General features: G+C 36.8%; 18 protein-coding genes. 10 read left to right on the plus strand and 8 right to left on the minus strand.

The window, feature by feature from the left end; all coding sequences use genetic code 11:
* Nucleotides 1-75 precede the first annotated feature (75 nt).
* Entirely contained in the window at nucleotides 76-654 is a 579-nt protein-coding gene (locus tag BGI23_RS06075; protein WP_070805494.1) for a CYTH domain-containing protein, read from the minus strand.
* A 146-nt stretch (nucleotides 655-800) separates the two neighbouring features.
* On the opposite strand from BGI23_RS06075, the gene BGI23_RS06080 reads away from it, so the two are divergent.
* From BGI23_RS06080 to BGI23_RS06095, 4 genes are read left to right on the plus strand one after another with little or no spacing between them, the layout of a single operon-like run.
* The gene (locus tag BGI23_RS06080; protein ID WP_070805495.1) at nucleotides 801-1,172 is read left to right on the plus strand and encodes a UPF0738 family protein; all 372 of its coding nucleotides are present in this window, start codon (nucleotides 801-803) and stop codon (nucleotides 1,170-1,172) included.
* 30 nt (nucleotides 1,173-1,202) lie between these two features.
* Nucleotides 1,203-1,841, plus strand: coding sequence for a GTP diphosphokinase (gene yjbM / locus BGI23_RS06085; protein WP_001081482.1), 639 nt, complete (start codon nucleotides 1,203-1,205; stop codon nucleotides 1,839-1,841).
* 18 nt (nucleotides 1,842-1,859) lie between these two features.
* Nucleotides 1,860-2,657 (plus strand): NAD kinase, encoded by a 798-nt coding sequence (locus BGI23_RS06090; protein WP_000673184.1) that lies wholly within the window; start codon nucleotides 1,860-1,862, stop codon nucleotides 2,655-2,657.
* A 15-nt stretch (nucleotides 2,658-2,672) separates the two neighbouring features.
* A complete protein-coding gene (locus BGI23_RS06095; RefSeq protein ID WP_070805496.1) occupies nucleotides 2,673-3,566 on the plus strand; it encodes an RluA family pseudouridine synthase in 894 nt (297 codons plus the stop codon).
* A gap of 47 nt (nucleotides 3,567-3,613) precedes the next feature.
* Here the strand turns inward: BGI23_RS06095 and BGI23_RS06100 are convergent, their stop codons facing one another.
* The 7 genes from BGI23_RS06100 to BGI23_RS06130 all read right to left on the minus strand — a co-directional run bounded on the left by BGI23_RS06100 (nucleotide 3,614) and on the right by BGI23_RS06130 (nucleotide 11,015).
* Entirely contained in the window at nucleotides 3,614-5,002 is a 1,389-nt protein-coding gene (locus BGI23_RS06100) for a peptidase G2 autoproteolytic cleavage domain-containing protein (protein WP_000730497.1), read from the minus strand.
* 198 nt (nucleotides 5,003-5,200) lie between these two features.
* The gene (prpE, locus tag BGI23_RS06105) at nucleotides 5,201-5,941 is read right to left on the minus strand and encodes a bis(5'-nucleosyl)-tetraphosphatase PrpE (protein WP_070805497.1); all 741 of its coding nucleotides are present in this window, start codon (nucleotides 5,939-5,941) and stop codon (nucleotides 5,201-5,203) included.
* A 74-nt stretch (nucleotides 5,942-6,015) separates the two neighbouring features.
* Nucleotides 6,016-7,176 (minus strand): FtsW/RodA/SpoVE family cell cycle protein, encoded by a 1,161-nt coding sequence (locus BGI23_RS06110; protein WP_070805498.1) that lies wholly within the window; start codon nucleotides 7,174-7,176, stop codon nucleotides 6,016-6,018.
* Nucleotides 7,177-7,322: 146 nt separating this feature from the next.
* Nucleotides 7,323-8,258, minus strand: coding sequence for a glycosyltransferase family 2 protein (locus BGI23_RS06115; protein WP_070805499.1), 936 nt, complete (start codon nucleotides 8,256-8,258; stop codon nucleotides 7,323-7,325).
* A gap of 6 nt (nucleotides 8,259-8,264) precedes the next feature.
* Nucleotides 8,265-9,023 (minus strand): class I SAM-dependent methyltransferase, encoded by a 759-nt coding sequence (locus BGI23_RS06120; protein ID WP_070805500.1) that lies wholly within the window; start codon nucleotides 9,021-9,023, stop codon nucleotides 8,265-8,267.
* Nucleotides 9,024-9,159: 136 nt separating this feature from the next.
* The gene (locus tag BGI23_RS06125; RefSeq protein WP_000428847.1) at nucleotides 9,160-10,005 is read right to left on the minus strand and encodes a TylF/MycF family methyltransferase; all 846 of its coding nucleotides are present in this window, start codon (nucleotides 10,003-10,005) and stop codon (nucleotides 9,160-9,162) included.
* Nucleotides 10,006-10,127: 122 nt separating this feature from the next.
* Nucleotides 10,128-11,015 (minus strand): BclA C-terminal domain-containing protein, encoded by an 888-nt coding sequence (locus BGI23_RS06130; protein ID WP_070805501.1) that lies wholly within the window; start codon nucleotides 11,013-11,015, stop codon nucleotides 10,128-10,130.
* A gap of 165 nt (nucleotides 11,016-11,180) precedes the next feature.
* Between BGI23_RS06130 and BGI23_RS06135 the strand changes: the two genes are divergently transcribed.
* The 6 genes from BGI23_RS06135 (at nucleotide 11,181) to rfbC (ending at nucleotide 15,804) form a co-directional block, all read left to right on the plus strand.
* Entirely contained in the window at nucleotides 11,181-12,281 is a 1,101-nt protein-coding gene (locus tag BGI23_RS06135; protein WP_000932900.1) for a glycosyltransferase, read from the plus strand.
* A gap of 151 nt (nucleotides 12,282-12,432) precedes the next feature.
* Nucleotides 12,433-13,122 (plus strand): class I SAM-dependent methyltransferase, encoded by a 690-nt coding sequence (locus BGI23_RS06140; protein ID WP_001087862.1) that lies wholly within the window; start codon nucleotides 12,433-12,435, stop codon nucleotides 13,120-13,122.
* Nucleotides 13,119-13,805, plus strand: coding sequence for a glycosyltransferase family protein (locus BGI23_RS06145; RefSeq protein WP_070805502.1), 687 nt, complete (start codon nucleotides 13,119-13,121; stop codon nucleotides 13,803-13,805). Before BGI23_RS06140 ends, BGI23_RS06145 begins: the two co-directional genes overlap by 4 nt.
* 12 nt (nucleotides 13,806-13,817) lie before the next feature.
* Complete coding sequence (locus BGI23_RS06150) at nucleotides 13,818-14,498, plus strand: glycosyltransferase family protein (RefSeq protein ID WP_000654997.1); 681 nt, start codon at nucleotides 13,818-13,820, stop codon at nucleotides 14,496-14,498.
* Between the two features lie 14 nt (nucleotides 14,499-14,512).
* Entirely contained in the window at nucleotides 14,513-15,250 is a 738-nt protein-coding gene (locus BGI23_RS06155) for a sugar phosphate nucleotidyltransferase (RefSeq protein ID WP_000676174.1), read from the plus strand.
* 8 nt (nucleotides 15,251-15,258) lie between these two features.
* Nucleotides 15,259-15,804 carry a dTDP-4-dehydrorhamnose 3,5-epimerase gene (gene rfbC / locus BGI23_RS06160; protein ID WP_000451992.1) on the plus strand — a complete coding sequence of 182 codons (546 nt, stop codon included), beginning with the start codon at nucleotides 15,259-15,261 and terminating at the stop codon, nucleotides 15,802-15,804.

A 15,804-nucleotide genomic window follows, 5' to 3' on the forward strand; every position in this document is an offset into this window, starting at 1 on the left:
GTAAAAGAATCTTTTCTTTTTCAAAAAGCGAGATGTATCCACTAGTAGAACGTATTCACTAGTGGAATTTTCACTTTAGCGTGCTTTGTTTTGTTTGGCAAGGAAAAAGCGTTTTACTTTATTATTTGTATGACGGATTGGTATGTTATGCTGCGTTAATAAATGAATAAATGCAGCTTTGCCTGCTTCTTCATCTTGCACTTCAAATTCAATTTCATAATCATCGTGATTGTAATAGAAACTATGATCAAAGACAAGCGTTCCGCCTTCAAATAGTGTTTCGGCTCTTTCAGTTGTTAAACTACCCATATAAGTTAAAGCAGAAACAGGAATTTGTAATGTGTGTAGTTGATCTACTACAGCGCCTTGAATAATTGTATTTGTTTCCATCATCAATCTTGCTTCATCTGCTGTTATAACTTGATGCGTTTCTAACAAGCCGACTTCTGCAGGTTGTTTCAATGTTAATGTATAAGTTTCTCCTTTATGACGAATACGAAGTGCAGAGCCAGCTTCTTTTAATGAGAGGCTCGGTGTTTCAAAGTAGTGATTCACCTGTTTCGTAAATCCTTCAATAGAGAATGATTTACATAATGTATGGAATTCTTCTTCTGTAACAATATTTTTAAATTCAATTTCAATTTCTTGTGTCATTGTATGCGCGCTCCTTTTGAAAAATAATTCTTTACACATTATCGCTTTTTCACAAATTTGGTTCAATGTTTTATTTGTTTGCGTCCATGTTATGATACAATAATACTGTTAAGTAAGACAGGAAGTTGAGATGGAGGAGTTAGAGCATGCAAAATAAAATCCAAGTTAAGAGCGTAGAAAAGAGAGATAATGCTCTTATTTTTTGTGCGGAAAATAGTGAAATAGAGGTAAAGGAGTTAAGTGCGCGTAATCACGTACTTGTAGACTCAGATAATTTATCATTTTTATATATCTTAGAAAACGAATCATCTTTCATTTATGTAAGCATTCCGCATACATGCTGGGAAGCAATGCATGAAGCGATGAATAACGACGTGGTTATGTTCGTTCGCGTGAATGACATTGAAATGGAATTAGAAGGTTTGAAAGAAGAAGTAGAATATTTAGTTGAAAATATTGAAGGTAATGCAAATTACGGAGAAGAACTAGTAACTGCTGTAGAAAAAGTATTTCTATAAGCAAATGGATTGATTTTGGTGGTGGTTGAAATGAATCGAAATTGGGAAGAATTTTTAGCACCTTACCACCAAGCGGTGGCAGAGCTGAAAGTGAAACTAAAAGGAATGCGTACTCAATTTGCAATGTTAACAGAGCATTCTCCAATTGAGTTTGTAACAGGAAGGGTAAAGTCGGTTGCAAGTATTATTGATAAAGCGGAGAAGAGAAATGTACCGTTAGACAGGCTAAGAGAAGATATGCAAGATATCGCGGGCCTTCGAATGATGTGTCAATTTGTTGATGAGATTAAGCCTGTTGTAGAATATCTTCGAAAACGAAATGACTTTGAAATCGTGGAAGAACGTGATTACGTCACGCAGAAGAAAGATAGCGGTTATCGTTCTTATCACGTTGTCATTAGTTACCCAGTTCAAACGATTCAAGGTGAACAAAAAGTATTGGTAGAAATCCAAATACGTACGCTAGCAATGAACTTTTGGGCAACAATTGAGCATTCTTTAAATTATAAATATAGTGGACGTTTTCCTGAAGATATTAAAATACGCTTGCAACGTGCAGCGGAAGCAGCATTTTTATTAGATGAAGAAATGTCTTCTATCCGTCTTGAAATTCAAGAAGCGCAGAAAGCTTTTTCAAGAAAGCAAGAAACGAAAGATTCCGAATCATAAACTAAAGGGTGTTGGGCGATGAAATTTACAATTATGTCAAAGGGAGATCAATCATCAGATGCACTGGCAAGCACGATGAAAGAATACTTGCTAGATTTTGGATTTATAATGGATGAAAAGGAACCCGATATTGTAATTTCTGTTGGGGGAGATGGAACGCTTTTATATGCGTTTCATCGTTATTATAATCGATTGGATGAAACAGCATTTGTTGGTGTACATACAGGGCATTTAGGTTTCTATGCAGATTGGTTACCGACAGAAGTAGAGAAATTAGTAATTGCAATTGCTAAAACACCATTCCAAGTGGTGGAATATCCGCTTTTAGAAGTGATTATTCGCTATGTGAATGGGAGTAAAGAGTCGCAGTATTTAGCGATGAATGAAGCGACTGTAAAAAGTGCAGAAGGTACATTAGTAACAGAAGTGGAAATACGCGGAGAGTACTTTGAAACGTTCCGTGGGGATGGCCTTTGTATTTCTACTCCTTCGGGAAGTACTGCGTATAATAAGGCGCTTGGCGGAGCAATTATTCACCCTTCTATTGAAGCGATTCAAATTGCGGAAATGGCATCTATTAATAACCGGGTGTTTCGTACGGTAGGTTCGCCGCTCGTATTGCCGAAACATCATACATGCGTGCTGAAGCCGACTGCAGGAATGAACTTACAAATTACGGTGGACCATTTAACGATGGTTCATCAAGATGTGAAATCAATTCAGTATCGCGTGGCAAATGAGAAAGTACGATTCGTTCGTTTCCGTCCATTTCCGTTCTGGAAACGAGTTCGTGACTCGTTTGTTGCAGATAAATAGAAAGGGTTTATATATTTGAACAGATTTACATTGAAATGGGATATAGACTCGGCTGAGGACGGAACTTTGGTTAGAGAATTTTTAAAAACAAAAGGGATCTCCAAAGCCGCATTAACGGATATAAAGTTTCATGGCGGATCTATAGAAGTAAATGGTCAACATGCGAGCGTTCGTCATCAGTTGCAAGCTGGTGAAGAATTACGTGTCTTTTTTCCAGTAGAGGAAAGAAGTGAAGGGATGATTGCTGAAGATATTCCTTTATGTATCGTATATGAAGATGATGCAGTTCTTGTCATAAACAAAGAGGCAAACATGTCAACGATCCCGTCTAGAGAACATCCGGCAGGAAGTGTTGCGAATGCGCTCTTATCTCATTATGATAAGCGACATCTTGCAAGTACGGTGCACATCGTAACGAGGTTAGATCGTGATACTTCAGGGCTTATGCTTATTGCAAAAAATCGTTTCGTACATCATCTTTTATCGAAACAGCATCAACAAAAAGCTGTGAAAAGAACGTATGAAGCGATTGTTCACGGTGAGATGGTAGAAAGAGAAGGAACGATTGACGCACCGATTGGACGAAAATCGGATAGCATTATTGAGCGAACCGTTTGTGAGGAGGGGCAAAGAGCCGTTACTCATTTTAGAGTGATCGATAGCGTCAATCATAAGACGCACGTATCACTTGAGCTCGATACAGGGAGAACGCATCAAATTCGTGTGCATATGGCGTACATAGGACATCCGCTACTTGGCGATAATTTATATGGTGGAAAAAGAGATGAAATGAAACGACAAGCGCTTCACAGTACATCCTTGACGTTTTATCATCCTATTTTAGAGAAAGAAATGTCTTTCACTACACCGATTCCAAGCGATATGCAAGCGGTATTAAGACATACTTAAAAAGGGAACAAAATTCTTATGTAACGAAGAATTTTGTTCCCTTTTTCTTAGCGGAATAATATTAAAATTTGATTGTCGCCCGTGCGCTTTATAACGAAAAAGCCACTTTCAGATTTTGTAGCAATGCCATCGTTATTTGGACGACAATATCCATGCGTTTCGCAAGTACCGTCATCACGTACTAACATTTGTCCAATTAATCCGACAGGAAGCCACTCGTTACGGTCTTTTCTTGCTATATATTTGCAAGCTGGATCCCATTCTGTATTTAAAAGAGGTTGTATGTCTTGCGATTCCGTACGTACATATTGACGTTTTCCGAAGCTATCTGTTTTATAGCGTTTTTGCCAACTTAAAGCACCGCTATTTCCTATAAGAGCGGGGGTGGCACTAGATATTCCTAAGATGAATGAATCGTTTGAAGTAGCGATTCGAATTTTTTCTTCGCTACTAAATGTAACGAAATAACCTACATCAATAAAAGTATTGTCTACTGTTTCAAACATTTGCGCAAAATCAGTTCCGCTTGCATTGTAAGAAGCGCCCTCAATGTACATTTCTCCATTATGAGCAAGCCACTTTGCACCGATATTATGATCGGTTTCATTTGTGCCGTTTGCAATAAACCAAGAATAAGATTCATCTGCTGTGCCGAAGCGCCCCATAATATGGCTACCTGCAAAATGAGCTGTTGATGTATGATTACCTTCCGCATGAGAAGAGAATCCGTTAGCGATAGTCGCGGTTCCTTCTGCATGCGCTGCTTCGCCTAAAGCGATTGTATGTTTACCTTCCGCATGAGAATAAGAGCCACCTGCTGTCGTTTCACTTCCTTCACTATGGGAACTATGTCCAGTTGCTTTCGTTTTTGATCCTTCTGCATGAGAGAAAGAACCTTTTGCATGTGTCAGAAGTCCTTCTGCATGTGAAGCTGTACCCTCTGCATGAGAGTGAAGACCCTCTGCATATGCATACCGCCCATCTTTTTTTACTTTTTTATTTTCAGATGTAGGGGTCTGAATGATAATCGTTTTTTCTGTTTGTATATCACCTGACGGTACTAATGCTTCTTTAATTTTTTTTACTTGATTTATAATAGCAGCTGGAATTTCTGCTTCCGCTTTTTTATTTATTGCTACAGGGCTGTTTTCTTCGGTATTCTTCTCTACTTGCTCAGAAGGCACAATCTGTTCAATATGAGTAGAGAGAGGTTTATTTTTTTGCTGCATCTTTGCTTTTCTATTATCAATTATGCGGCTCATTACAGCATTCTGTAATGAGACATATTTTGGTCTATCTTTGTTTTTTGTGGAAGCCTCTTGTTCTTCCAGTTCTTCTACAGCTGCAGCTCGAATGCTGCACCAGTTGTTAATTCCGTACATGGGCAGATAAAAAGGCGGGCATTTTCTTTTTTGTTTAGAAGATTTTTTCTTCATTCTGTCACCTCCTGCGACAGTATATGCCGTGTCATTAAAAAAAGATGCACTTTATTGCATCTTTTTTTAATGACTTTACCCAATTTTTATCCCACTTTAATGGACGGGCTGCCCATTAAAGTGGGATTGGTGAGGGCTGATTAAAGTTTCACTTTATATGAGAGACGCCTAAAAGATACGGTAATCCTTACATATGAGTTATGAAATTGGGCGGAATTTCTCAGGGACAAAAGGCAGGGAGGAAGGAACGGAAATAATCTCCATTTCAGGATAACGTAGTCCAGTTAGTTTGCCACCAAATACAGCACCAGTGTCAATATTGACTGTATGATTTACAAAGCGAGGTTCTTTTACGGGTGTATGTCCATATACAACCCAAGCTGTTCCTTTATACTCCTTCGCCCAGTCGCGACGGACAGGTGAACCGTCAGCATGTTTTTCTCCTGTAATATCGCCGTATAATACAAAGGTTTGTACTTTTTTATCTTTTCTTCCTATGTAATCTTGCCGAATGCCGGCGTGACACACAATTAACCTTTTTTCATCGAGCACATGATATAAAGGGGATTGCTCGTAAAGTGTGATGAATTTTTCTTTTATCATGTTTTGTTGATGAGAAGGTAGTGCTTCATATTCGGCAACAGTTGTTTCGAGTCCATGAGCGATTGTCACATTACGTCCAAGGAAAAATCGGTATAGTTTATTGCAGTGATTTCCCGGAGCGTAATACGCTACTTTTTTATTTATGACAAGTTCCCATACAATTTCAATCATACGTAATGAATGAGGACCGCGATCTGTGATATCGCCAACAAAAGCAAGATTGCGTTGATCAGGGTGAATCGGCAAGTCACTATTCCAGTTATATCCGAGTTTTTTCGTTAAATCTTGAAACTCTTGGAAGCATCCATGAATATCCCCTATAATGTCATATTTCATATTTAAACCTCCATCATATTTTTCATTAGTATATCTAAAAAAGGATAGAGATAAAAATATACCGTTTTTGTGCTTCAGTTGAACATAAAGATTTTCGTTCTTGAGTGGACGTTTAAAACAAATCCAATCGCTATCATGTATGTGAGTAAGGAGCTTCCTCCGTAGCTCATAAGGGGTAGTGTAATGCCTGTAATAGGTAGTAATCCGATTGTCATCCCGATATTTTGAAATACTTGAAAAGTAAACATTCCGATTGTACCAGCGCAGATGTAACTGCCGAAAGGGTCATTACTTTCTATAGCGATATGAATCATGCGGAAAATAAGTAGGAAAAAAAGCGCAATAATGACGCTTGCGCCTAAAAATCCGAATTGCTCAGCGACATTCGTGAAAATAAAATCTGTATGTGGTTCTGGAAAGTATACTTGTCCATTTTCCCAACCTTTTCCTTGCATTTCTCCTGATCCAGTAGCTAAGAAAGCTTGTCTTAATTGATAGCCTTGCGCATCATATTTGTATGGCGCTAACCAGCCGTAGAAGCGATTTAGTTGATATTCTTGTAAAATGTGTGCTTTAAAGAATTTTGTATGAGTGAAAAAAATATACGTTAATGTAAAGCCAGCTACAAAGATACCAGAAACTAACCCGAAAATAAAACGCCAACGTATACCAGAAACTAATATCATTGCTGCGAGCATAGCTGAAATTACCATTGTGTTTCCTAAATCAGGTTCTTTTGCAATAAGTAGTAGTGGCGGCAAACTTGTTGCGCATATTTTTCCGAGTAATAGAAAATCGTCGTGTATTGTTCGGTAAAAATATTTCTCATTGTGATTGGCTATAATTCTTCCGGTGACGATAATTAAAAACAACTTCATAATTTCGGAAGGCTGGAAATTTCCGATGCCTGGGAGCCTGTACCAAGCGGTCGCACCTTTAATTGTAATGGCACCTGGTACTTGAAATTCTAGCCCAATAAGTAGTACCAATGCAAAGCTATATAAATACCAAGCAATTTTTTGATAACGGTCAAAATCAATAATCATAATCATGCCAATGGCTATGAATCCAATGAAGTACCACTGGATTTGTTTTAATACAAAATTTACATTTTGCAAAAATGGTGGTAAAGAGGCTTGTGCACTTGCAATTGCAAAGCAACTAACAATCCCAATGGCAAATAAAATGAATAGTAATACGTAGTCTATTTGATATTGAGAATTTGGATCTTTCAATGTGTGTATTCCTTTCTATCGCCTAGTAAGTATACGGATCATGTCATGATAAAAATAATATACAAGCAGACTATGCATACATTTATTCCACTATTTGTGGGAAGTCATACATCACACGGAAGGAATAGTACCTACCGTGTGATGGACTATATGGCACGGAGTTCTTTTGTAACTATATTCAAACAATGAGAAAGGCGTATATGTGTATCAGTCGTTGGAATGAGCTCTGGATATAGTTGATAAAATGTTGTAGCATTTTTATGCCATTCGCAAGCTTTTAACAGACTCGTTTTGTAATAGTCAATCTCTTGTAGGAAACCATATTTTTTTGAATTTAAAACGAGATGTGAAAAATCTTCGCAGCCTTCAAGGTATTTGTGATGTACTTGCTGTCCAGTATGAAGGCGGAAAGAACTTAAAGGTTCCGTGATGTAGATCGCATCACCTTTGGAAAGTAAACTGATCCAAGAGGCCATATCAACACTACAATTATAATTTCTCCCATTTAAAGTACCGAAAGGTTCTGTTAATAGGCGTTTTCGAAAGAGTACAGTCGTAGGTTCACCGATAATATTTTGTCCTAGTATAAGCATATGGTTTCCAAGATCTGTCCCATTTAGTAGAGTATCTTCATCATATAATCTTTTCATGGAGGGATGTTGTTCAATAATCTCTCCATCATCATTAATCCAAGTCCGATAAGATGTAATAAGCGCGAGATTTTGATCTAAGTCTTTTTGGAAATAAAACATCATTTTTTCAATTTTACTACTATAAAATATATCATCGTCCATTAAGAAATTTATGTACTCTCCATTTGACTGCTTTAAGAGCATAAGGGCGTTATGAAATTGCCCTAGAGTAGTGGCATTTCGAATGTATGTTATATTTTTATGCTTATGTAAATAATGTCGGTATATTAATTTTTCTGTTTCATTATTTGTACTATCGTCTCCTACAATGATTTCAATATTGGAATACGTTTGTGCTAATGCACTTTCTAGAGCAATTTTAAAATAATGTGGTCGATTATAGGTGGGAATAAGGATGGAAACGAGCGGCAGATTTTTTATATTATTCATATACAACTACCTTTCAGCAATTTTTTGTGTAAGAATCATATCTTGATAACTTGTATGTTCAGTTCTGCCACACCATGAGCCATAATGGGGAGGAGTCTGCATTTCTAGTCCATACTTATTTAATAGGGTAAGAATATCTTTCTCAAGATAGGCAACTGCGAAATTCGGGATATCTTTATTTAGAACATAACAATTGTCAATTTGATGATAAAAACCTAACGTACTTAGTCCTGCATTTAAGTAATAGGAAGATTCAGGGTTAATTAAAAAGAAAGTAATAAAACATCTCCCATCCTTTTTTAAAACTCGAGAAATTTCACTTAAGTAATGTTCCAATTCTTTCGGAAGGAGGTGGGTAAATATAGACGTTAAAAAAATAAAATCAAATGATTCATCTTCATATGGAAACTTGTATTGGGAAGCATCTTCTTTTCCATCAGGATTATAGAATTGATTATATATATCGACATGTTCAAAATGGAAATTGTTACGTCGTGTTGAAATGTTGTTTTTGCACCATGTAATTCCCTTATTGAACAAGTCAAATCCATAATAAGTACCATCATCGCTTAAATAGTTCATTAATGGAACCGCCATCCGGCCGATACCACAGCCTACATCTAACACTGTTTCATTTGATTTTAAATTGCCAATTTCAATAAAATACTGCATAAACTCTTTTCCAACTTCTTCAAAATGACCACCTACATATTGAACAAGTTCTGGAGGTGGGATTAATGTAATTTTTTTCTCATTTTCGTTCAAAAAATTCACACCTTTCTTATAGTAAAGTAGGAAATTCCTACTTTATATTGAGGGGAGCTTTGCTTTTATTCATTACAAGATTGGTTTTCATGAATTAGTAGTATAATAGTACCCCTCAACTAAATATTTTTTTATTCTATTCTTTTCTCCAAAAAATACCGAAATCATCGATTTGAGTCATAGGAGTTTTTATGTTTCTTTCACTTCTGAAATCTGTTACAGCCTCTGCGCATGTTATCAGTCCATAATCATCAATAATAATAAAGCCACCTATTGAAACTTTATCGTATAAATTTACAAGACTATCCATCGTTGATTCATACATATCACCATCAAGGCGTGCAATTGCAATTTTTTCTATCGGTGCTGAAGGCAATGTATCTTTAAACCAACCCTTTAAAAATTTCACCTGATCATTTAATAAATCATATTTTCTAAAGTTTTCTTGCACTGTTTCTAAAGAAACTCGTAAGTAATCGAATGTGTGCAAATAATCACCGTAATCTTTCGGATATTGTTCTAAGTTAGGTGCGGGCAGACCTTCAAACGAATCGGCAACCCATACAGTACGATCCTTAATGTTGTTTGCTTGTAAAAAACCATTCATAAAAATGCATGATCCTCCGCGCCATACACCAGTTTCAATAAAATCACCTTCTATATTTTCCCTGACTACAGTTTCCATCGCCTCTTGTAATTGATTCATACGTTTTCGCCCAACCATACTATGTGCAGCTCTTGGCCAATCCTTACCACCTTGACGCTCATTGTTTGAAACGTTAGGATTAACGATTTTTAAATTGTGATTTTCTATATACTGCTTAAGAAATAAAGGAAGGGGAACCGTAACTGGTTCATATGATAGTTCTTTAGAAATATGTAACGAAGCAGGTAAGTATGGCTCGTATTCCAACCATATTTCAAATAAAATTGTTTTCTTTAATAACTCGAGATAAAGCTGGACAGCCGATTTATTTTCCATATAAGTGCCTCCTGAAGAATGTCATACAACATTATGACTATGTAGAAAAGAAGGATTTAATGATTGAATTTACCAATGAAAAAGCAGTAAAACTGATATCAGTTTTACTGCTAAGTAAAAATTTAAGCGATTTTTTCAATAATAATGGATGCACTCGTACCAAGAGCTAATGATAATCCAAGCCCTGTAACAATTACTTCAACTAATGATGGAGTTGTCGTAATTTGCGTAATTGCTTGAATAACGATAGGTGCTCCAAGTGAGATTAAACTTGATCCAGTACCTGGTACAGGTACTCCATTCACTTGGATTGTAAGACCTCCTAATGCACTGACTGTTGCAGTATTAGCGATAACAGTAATTTTATAGAATCCAGTTTCACTAATTACGAAAGTATCAGCATCTAATTGAGAAATTGCTGTACCAAACTGAGATCCAACAGTATTAAATGGTAGTGGATCATTAATTCCTAGATCTAAAGAAATCCCACCGGAGTTAAATGCATATAATCCTGCTGGAAGTCCTAGCCCTGATGGTCCAGTCGGTCCAGTTGGCCCAGTCGGTCCGGTAGCCCCAGTCGGTCCAGTCGCACCAGTGTCACCAGTTGGCCCAGTCGGTCCAGTCGCACCAGTGTCACCAGTTGGCCCAGTCGGTCCAGTCGCACCAGTGTCACCAGTTGGCCCAGTTGATCCAGTCGTACCAGTGTCACCAGTTGGCCCAGTTGGTCCAGTCGTACCAGTTGTACCAGTTGGCCCAGTCGGTCCAGTAGCACCAGTTGTACCAGTTGTACCAGTTGGCCCAGTCGGTCCAGTCGGTCCAGTTGGCCCAGTTGGCCCAGTTGGTACAGTTGGCCCAGTCGGCCCAGTTGGTCCAGTCGGTCCAGTTGGCCCAGTCGGAAGGGTAAACGGTGGTATTGGTGGTAATGTTGGTCCTACAAGATTAGGGTCAAATGCACTAGCTGATAAAGATTCATCGGGATTCAATCCATCTGAATAATTATTATTTGACATAAATTCACCTCCATAAAGCGTTCATTATATAGTAGATGCAAAACCGAAAGAAAATGACACGGACATTTGAATTATTGAAAAGAAATCTTAAACTGCTTGTGCAAGTTAAAAAAGTGGAAAGTTTATTGTATGTATAACATATGATTGATTTGGAAGAGGGTGATTATGTTGAACAAGCAAGGAATTACAATTAGTTTATGTATGATTGTTCGAGATGAGGAAGATACAATAGGTCGATGTTTAGATGCAGTCGAAAAAATTGTTGATGAAATTATTATAGTTGATACAGGTTCCATTGATCGAACGAAAGAAATTGTAGCTCAATATACCTCTAACATATATGACTTTCCATGGATTAATGATTTTGCAGCAGCAAGAAATTTTTCTTTTTCAAAAGCAACGCAAGAGTATATATTGTGGCTAGATGCAGATGACGTATTATTAGAAGATGCTCAAGAAGCATTGAAACTTTTAAAAAGAGAATTAGATCCTAAAATTGATGCTGTTTCGATGCCGTATCATCTTGCATTGGATTCTAGCGGGAAACCTTTATATTGTACAAAAAGAAATCGACTTGTAAAGCGTGAAAAACAATTTCAATGGTTTGGAAAGGTTCATGAGTATTTAGCTATTTCTGGTGAAACTTTTAGTAGTAATGTTGCTATTACACATAAAAAAGAAAAAAAGGTAACAAATCGTAATTTGAAAATTTTTCAAAATGCTGTAGCTGCAGGAGAAGAATTGAGTCCGAGAGATTTATTTTATTACGCTAATGAATCTATGGATAACCAAAAATATGATGATGCAGTTATGTTATATGAAACATTTCTTAATCAAGATGAAGGATGGTATGAAGAGAAAATTTATGCATGTGGTAAGTTAGGAGATTGCTATGCAAAGCTTGGATCATGGGAAAAGGCAATTGAATCTTGCGTGAAGTCGTTTCGATATGATGTTCCTAGAGGGGAGAATTGTACAAGAATAGGATATATATATATGGAACAACAAAAATATAACGAAGCGATATTTTGGTTTAAACTTGCAACGGAAGTACCAATGGCGACGGAGAGTCCATTTCATAGTCCAGCGAGCTACACATGGCTTCCCTATTTACAAATGTGTATTTGTTATAGCAAGTTAGGAGATCAAGACAAAGCTTATTATTACAACGAATTAGCGGCTGCTTATGTTCCAAATAATGCTGCAATCGAATATAACCGCAAATATTTTCGGAGTGTTTTTGATAAACAATATAAATCGTTATAGGCAGCTTTTTTTAGAAATGGCTCATCGCGATTCTAACTCTAATAGATTGGCTATATAGTAAAGTATCGGCAATGTAACTAGTACAGGTTACATTTATAGACTTTAAATGAGATTTATATTTCAAATTCAATTTGCATAAGGAGTGTGTAAAATGAATTCCCCAAAAAATTCTTTATACGAAGAAAAGTCTGGGCATTATTATAATGCAGTGAATCCGAATTTATTAAAGCATATAAAAAAGGAATGGAAAGAAGTTCTTGATATCGGTTGCTCGAGTGGTGCATTGGGAGCTGCCATAAAAGAAAATGGCACACGTGTATCTGGAATTGAGGCATTCCCAGAGGCGGCAGAACAAGCAAAAGAAAAACTAGATCATGTCGTTTTAGGCGATATAGAAACAATGGATATGCCGTACGAGGAGGAGCAATTTGATTGCGTTATATTTGGTGACGTATTAGAGCATTTATTTGATCCTTGGGCTGTAATAGAAAAAGTAAAGCCATATATAAAAGAAAATGGTGTGATTTTAGCAAGTATACCAAACGTTGCTCACATTTCAGTATTAGCACCGTTACTTGCTGGAAATTGGACGTATACAGAATATGGTTTATTAGATAAAACGCATATTCGTTTCTTTACATTTAATGAAATGCTCCGAATGTTTTTAAAAGCAGGATATTCGATTAGTAAAGTAGATCGTGTATATATTGATCATAAAGTGTATGAACCGTTAATTGAGGAGTTATATGGAATTTGTAAGAAATATCGTCTTGGAAGTGGCTTCATGGCTGAGACGGTCGTATTTCAGTATATTATTGAAGCAGAAAAATCACAGTTATGAGTGCTGGTGAAAAAACAATATTATTTGTTACGTGTATAAATGATCGGAAAATGTATGCACAGTGTGTACGGCATATATTGAGATTGGCAGTGCCTCCAGGATATATTGTACAATTTATGCCAATTCGGAATGCGAAAAGTATGACGAGCGGATATAATCAAGCGATTTCGCATCCAGCGAAATATAAAGTATATATACACCAAGATGTTTTCATTATGAATGTGGCATTTTTATACGGATTACTTCAATTATTTAACGAACATGAACATCTTGGAATGATTGGAATGATTGGAGCCCAGTATGTTCCTCCAAACGGGATATGGAATGAAGGCAAGGGAGTTGTTGGGAAAGTAATTGGTTATATGAACGATTTATTTTATATGGCAACGCAAGAACAACCGTACCATGAGTCAAAAACATTTATACCTGTGGAATGTATAGACGGTTTATTGATGGCAACGCAATACGATATTCCGTGGCGAGAAGACTTGTTTGATGGGTTTGACTATTATGATGTATCTCAGTCATTTGAATTTAGAAAAGCTGGCTATACAGTTGGGGTTCCTGTACAGCGTGATGCGTGGTGCATTCACTATCATATTGATGTAAATATGACCAACTATGACAAGTATAGAAAGATATTTGTGGAGAACTATATGTCAGATGTAAATCAAGATGAATAGAGGGGCTACAAAATGAAGGATCGTACAATATTAGTTGTTGTTTGTGTAAATAATGAAGAGCTATTTGAACAATGCGAGAGACAAATAAGAAACCTTTTTGTTCCCCCTGATTATGTCGTGCAAATTTTTCCGATACGAGATGCGAAAAGTATGGCAAGCGCATATAACCGAGCACTTTCATATCCCGCGAAGTATAAGGTTTATATACATCAGGACACTTATCTTATTAATCGAGAGATGTTTTATACACTTATTTCCCTGTTTAAAGATAATGAAAAGCTCGGCTTAATTGGAGTAGCTGGAGCTCAATTTTTACCGAGTAACGGGATATGGTGGGAAGGGAAAAATTTAGTAGGGAAAGTGATTGAGTATAGAAGACGGAATTATCAACTATTAAATTTAGATCAGGGGTTTTATGGAAGCCAATCTTTTATGTCGGTGCAGGCAATTGATGGCTTATTCATGGCAACGCAGTATGATATTCCGTGGCGAGAAGATTTGTTTCAAGGGTTCCACTTTTATGATGTATCACAGTCTTTAGAGTTTCAAAGGGCTGGTTATTTAATTGGTATCCCAAATCAATCAAATTTATGGTGTATTCATTATAACGGAGATGAATTTGATGCGGATACATATGAGAAAGATCGAAAAGTGTTTGTAGAACAGTATAAAGATATATTATCTCCATCATAAGGGAGAGATGCAGAGTGAAAGGGATTATTTTAGCAGGCGGTACTGGATCGAGGTTATACCCAATAACGAAAGTAACGAATAAACATTTGCTTCCTGTTGGACGTTATCCAATGATTTATCATGCGGTATATAAGCTGAAACAATGCGAGATTACAGATATTATGATTATTACAGGTAAAGAGCATATGGGAGATGTTGTTAGTTTTTTAGGAAGCGGTCAAGAGTTTGGCGTGTCCTTTACGTATCGTGTGCAAGATAAGGCTGGTGGAATTGCGCAAGCATTAGGGCTTTGTGAAGATTTCGTTGGGAATGATCGCATGGTAGTTATATTAGGTGATAATATTTTTTCGGATGATATTCGTCCGTATGTTGAAGAGTTTGCAAATCAAAAAGAAGGTGCGAAAGTACTGCTGCAATCTGTAGATGATCCAGAGAGATTTGGCGTAGCAAATATTCAAAACGGCAAAATAATTGAAATTGAAGAAAAGCCGAAAGAGCCGAAAAGTTCCTATGCAGTCACAGGAATTTATTTGTATGATTCGAAAGTCTTTTCTTATATAAAAGAATTAAAACCTTCCGCAAGGGGAGAGCTTGAAATTACAGATATCAATAATTGGTATTTAAAACGTGAGGTACTTACTTATAATGAAATGAGCGGTTGGTGGACTGATGCAGGAACTCATGTTTCTCTTCAAAGGGCGAATATGTTGGCGCGGGATATAAACTTTGGTAAACAGTTTAACGGAGAATAGGTGAGAATATGGAAGTTATAGAAACAAACTTTACCGACGCAAAATTGTTAGAACCGAGGTTATTTGGAGATGAGCGTGGCTTTTTTACTGAAAGTTATAATAAGAAGGTGCTAGAAACATTAGGAGTTACGTATTCATTTGTACAGGATAATGTTTCGTATTCGACAGAAGCGGGAACGATTCGGGGGTTACACTTTCAAAAAAATCCGAAAGCACAAACGAAACTTATTCAAGTTATGCAAGGAGCAATTTATGACGTTATCGTTGATTTGCGAAAAGATTCACCAACGTTTAAACAATGGAGAGGATATATTTTAAGCGCGGATAATCATCGGCAATTATTAGTGCCAAAAGGATTTGCACATGGTTTTTGTACACTTGTCCCGCATACTATTGTTATGTATAAAGTAGATGAGTATTATAGTGCTAATCATGACTCAGGGGTACTTTGGAATGATAAAGACTTAGCAATTCCATGGCCGGTAACAAGCCCTATTTTGTCTGATAAAGATCGAATATTACCATCGCTTCAGGAATGTGAAGATAGTTTTTGA

It is taken from the genome of Bacillus sp. ABP14, assembly GCF_001831375.1.
GTDB classification, from domain to species: Bacteria; Bacillota; Bacilli; order Bacillales; family Bacillaceae_G; genus Bacillus_A; species Bacillus_A paranthracis.